The organism is Rhizobium sp. RHZ02, from assembly GCF_014851575.1.
GTDB lineage: Bacteria > Pseudomonadota > Alphaproteobacteria > Rhizobiales > Rhizobiaceae > Rhizobium > Rhizobium altiplani.
The window spans coordinates 1-3,483 of sequence record NZ_JACUZX010000062.1; the positions used below are offsets into that span (position 1 = coordinate 1).

3 protein-coding genes are annotated in these 3,483 nt (G+C 58.9%); all 3 read left to right on the forward strand.

The annotated features are described in order from the left end of the window. Window positions 1-243 precede the first annotated feature (243 nt). From IB244_RS31410 to IB244_RS31420, 3 genes are read left to right on the forward strand one after another with little or no spacing between them, the layout of a single operon-like run. Entirely contained in the window at window positions 244-1,461 is a 1,218-nt protein-coding gene (locus IB244_RS31410; protein WP_192306953.1) for a site-specific integrase, read from the forward strand. Next, window positions 1,461-2,405: a tyrosine-type recombinase/integrase gene (locus IB244_RS31415; protein ID WP_192306955.1), complete on the forward strand. Its 945-nt coding sequence runs from the start codon at window positions 1,461-1,463 to the stop codon at window positions 2,403-2,405. The genes IB244_RS31410 and IB244_RS31415 overlap by 1 nt, the downstream gene beginning before the upstream one ends. Beyond that, on the forward strand, window positions 2,402-3,394 hold the full coding sequence (locus IB244_RS31420; RefSeq protein ID WP_192306957.1) for a tyrosine-type recombinase/integrase: 993 nt from the start codon (window positions 2,402-2,404) through the stop codon (window positions 3,392-3,394). Before IB244_RS31415 ends, IB244_RS31420 begins: the two co-directional genes overlap by 4 nt. The last annotated feature ends 89 nt before the right edge of the window (window positions 3,395-3,483 follow it).

Genomic DNA, 3,483 nt, shown 5'->3' on the forward strand with positions numbered 1-3,483 from the left:
CATTATGCCGTGGGCCGGATTATGCCGCATGACCGAGTTTAGCCGTTGTCGAGCCTCGTTTCGGCCATGCGGTAGTTCGGCATAATCGGAGCAGTTAGTCATCAAGCAGCTTCAATGCCCAATATGACGACAGCTGACGCTATTTAAGATACCGAATGAGAAAATCGGCGACACTGACGAAATTGGGTTAAAAAATACGACTGCGGCGTGAAAATTGTTGCTCCAACAACACGGAGCAAAACAATGGAAATGTCCGGACAGCCTACCTGCCTCGATCCGTACTTCGTATCATTCGAGGAAAGCCTCACATCCAAGAGCTACAAACCGGCTACGCTTGAGAATTACCGCTACCTGCTTCGCCGCTTCGGTCACTTGCTCGACGCTGAGGGTATTGCGCCGTCAGCATTGACGCTAGACCTTGCTGTCGAGCTCGGGCGGCGATTGCCGACCACACCGAAAAGCCAGATCAAGGTTCCAAATCTCGCAAGATTGTTCGTCGCGCATCTGATTGAAATAGGCGTGACGACACGACCGCCGCTGACGCCTGCACAGGCTGAACGCACTGATCTGCTTAGTAAGTTCGAAACCTACCTTCATCGCCAGCGCGGCCTCAGCCCGCGAACGATCTACCATGTAATGAGGTTTGCGGATCGCTTTCTTAAGCATCGCTTCGGCGAAGATATGCTCGACCTACCGGCATTAAACGTCCGGGATGTCGTGGCGTTCATGGAGCACCTGCTTGCACGAAAGAGCCCTTTCCGTGACAAGACGCCGGCCACGCATCTGCGAAGCTTCTTTCAGTATTTGTTCGCACAAGGCCTGACGACGACCAACCTATCACTCAGTGTGCCCAGCACGCATAAGCCCTGGGGCTCCAGGTTGCCTCGTTATCTGTCGCCCCCCGAGGTCGAAGCTGTTCTGGCGTCAGTGCGGGGTAATCCGCGGCGAGGCGCCCGCGACTACGCAATGTTGATGCTGATGGCTCGCCTTGGCTTGCGCGCACCGGAGGTCATCGCGATGCAGCTTGATGACATGGACTGGCGCGCCGGCGAGTTGCTGGTTCGAGGGAAAGGGCAGCGCCACGACCGGTTGCCGATTCCGCCAGACGTCGGCGAAGCCATTATCCGGTATTTGCAGCAAGAGCGGACCTCGACGACCACGCGCACCCTGTTTGTGACGCACAGAGCGCCGAACCGCCCGTTCAAGGACAGCCAGGTCATCAATACCATCTTGAAGGAGGCGTTTGCGGCTACCGGCGTGAAGCCGCCGACACCTTACGTAGGTTCGCATGTTCTACGCCACAGCCTGGCAACAAATCTGGTGCGCTCCGGCGCGTCGCTTGAGGAAATCGGCGATCTGCTAAGGCATCGGTCTCGGGCGACGACGATGATCTACGCGAAACTCGACACAGATGGCCTGCGATCCATCGCGCAACCCTGGATTGTTAGGGAGGAGTCATAATGAGCTTCCTTTGCGAACTTGACCGCTATCTCACCCTCCGAAGAGCCCTCGGCGCTGTTCTGAGCACCGAAGCAAGGATAATACGTCGCTTCGCCACCTTCGCCGACAGCGATGGCGCGCAGCACGTCAGCACCAACCTGATCATGCGCTGGCTCGAGAGCCTGCCATCCGCCAGTCCCGGAACCAGGGCGACTCGCTTCAGGGTGGCCCGCCAATTTGCCGAATGGTTACACGGCATTGATCCGAGGCATGAGGCCCCACCGCGAGGATTGGTGCCTGGCCACCTTCAGCGCGTGCATCCATATATCTACAGCGAAGCCGAAATCATTGCGATCATCGAGCAGGCACGGACTCTGCCGTCAGTTTATGGCATGCGCGGCCTTACTTGCTCAACACTCTTCGGCTTGATCGCCGTGACCGGACTCCGGATCGGCGAAGCTCTCGGTCTCGATCCTGCCGATCTCGATGTTGAAGCCGGTCTACTGCAGGTCCGACACGGCAAGCTCGGCAAGGAACGACTTTTACCGCTGGACCGAAGCGTCGTTCAACGGCTGGAAGGCTACGGTCGCGAACGGGATCGGCTGCTCGGCCGGCGCCCGGAAGCATTCTTCGTGACCTGCGAAGGGCATCGACTAGGCGACTGTGGTGCGCGTTATAACTTCGCGCATGTCTGCCAGCAGATCGGGCTGCGAGAGCGGCAGCTTTATCTCCGGCACGGTCGTGGACCGCGCATCCACGATCTTCGCCACACCTTTGCGGTGCGCACCATGCTAAACTGGTATCGATTGGGCAAAGATGTGGGCCGCGAGATGATCAAGCTCACGACATGGCTCGGCCATGCGGACCCCGCCCACACCTACTGGTATCTGAAGGCTGTCCCGGAACTGCTGGAGCTGGCTTCAGCGCGAATTACTGGCGCAACGGCGGAGGCAGAAACCCAATGAAGGCTGCCAACTTCCCCGCGCTGATCCAGCGCTTCTTTACCGACAGGCTTTCTACGCAGATGGAGGCGAGCCGGCACACTATCGCTGGCTACCGGGACACATTCCGGTTGCTGATCCAATATGCGAGTTCAAGGTGCGGAAAGCCGCCCACGAAGTTGGAGATCGAAGATCTCGATGCTGACCTTGTCGCCGACTTCCTGACCCATGTTGAGACCTCGCGCGGCAATACGGCGCGCACCCGCAACACGCGCCTTGCCGCGATCCGATCCTTCTTCCGCTATGTTGCAATGACCGAGCCGAGCCGGCTTCTTCATTGCCAGCGCATTCTCTCGATGCCGAACAAGCGATATGTGAAGCGGAGCGTGACGTTCCTTGCAGCTCACGAGATCGCGGCGTTGCTCGCAGCACCCGATCGAACGACATGGGTGGGACGGCGTGATCATGCCCTGCTGGTGCTGGCACTTCAGACCGGATTGCGGGCGTCCGAACTGATCAATCTGCGCTGCAGGGACGTGGTTCTTGGGACTGGCGCTCACATCCGCTGCATCGGAAAGGGGAGGAAAGAACGCAGCACGCCTCTTCGTCGCGATACGGTCAAGCTGATCCAGGGCTGGATGGGCAAACGCCAAGACAGCGACGGGCCATTGTTCCCGTCAATCCGAGGCGAGCAGCTCAGCCGCGATGCTTTGGAACACCTGGTGCGCAAGCATTGCCTGGCGGCATCCCGAGTTTGCCCGAGCCTCATAGGCAAACGCGTCACGCCGCACACGCTACGCCACAGCACGGCAATGGAATTGCTGCACCATGGCGTCGACCAATCCGTGATCGCGCTATGGCTTGGGCACGAATCCGTGGAAACCACGCAGATCTATATCCACGCTGACATGCGCCTGAAGGAAAAGGCCCTCTCTCAGGTCGCCACCCCAGAAACCCATCCAGGACGGTATCGCCCGAACGACGAACTGCTGGCCTTCCTCGAAGCGCTCTGATTATGCCGAACTACCGCATGGCCGAAACGAGGCTCGACAACGGCTAAACTCGGTCATGCGGCATAATCCGGCCCACGGCATAATGCGTC

Coding starts and splice junctions, on each gene's coding strand:
- IB244_RS31410 (WP_192306953.1), top strand. CDS start 244: ATGGAAATGTCCGGACAGCCTACCTGCCTCGATCCGTACTTCGTATCA.
- IB244_RS31420 (WP_192306957.1), top strand. CDS start 2,402: ATGAAGGCTGCCAACTTCCCCGCGCTGATCCAGCGCTTCTTTACCGAC.
- IB244_RS31415 (WP_192306955.1), top strand. CDS start 1,461: ATGAGCTTCCTTTGCGAACTTGACCGCTATCTCACCCTCCGAAGAGCC.